The organism is Curtobacterium sp. MCBA15_005 (assembly GCF_001864855.1).
Classification (GTDB): Bacteria; Actinomycetota; Actinomycetes; order Actinomycetales; family Microbacteriaceae; genus Curtobacterium; species Curtobacterium flaccumfaciens.
Map to the genome: position 1 here is coordinate 3,628 of NZ_MJGL01000047.1, position 381 is coordinate 4,008.

The 381-nt window shown below is 65.9% G+C and carries 1 protein-coding gene; it reads right to left on the minus strand.

Annotation, left to right across the window (positions count from 1 at the left end; translation table 11 throughout):
- The coding region (locus tag BIU89_RS13585; RefSeq protein WP_139179201.1) for an ATP-binding cassette domain-containing protein at positions 1–381 on the minus strand (381 nt) is incomplete at both ends.

The window sequence follows — 381 nt, forward strand, 5'->3', positions numbered from 1 at the left end:
TTCTGCTGGTTCCCGCCGGAGAGCTTCCCCGTCACGACGTCGACGTTCGGCGCCTTGATGTTGAGGCTCTTGAGGAACTGGGTCGCGACCGTGGTCTCCTCCGACGAGTTGACGAAGCCCCAGTTGGCGAGCTTGCCGAGTGCCGACCCGGAGATGTTCCGCTTGATGTCGTCGATCAGGTTCAGGCCGTACCGCTTGCGGTCCTCGGTGACGTAGGCGATGCCGTTGTCGATGGCCTGCGAGACGGTGTGCGTCTTGATCGGGGTGCCGCGCTTGTAGACGGTGCCGCTGATGCCGGTGCCGTAGGACTGGCCGAAGACGCTCATCGCGAGTTCCGTGCGGCCGGCGCCCATGAGCCCGGCGATGCCGACGACCTCGCCG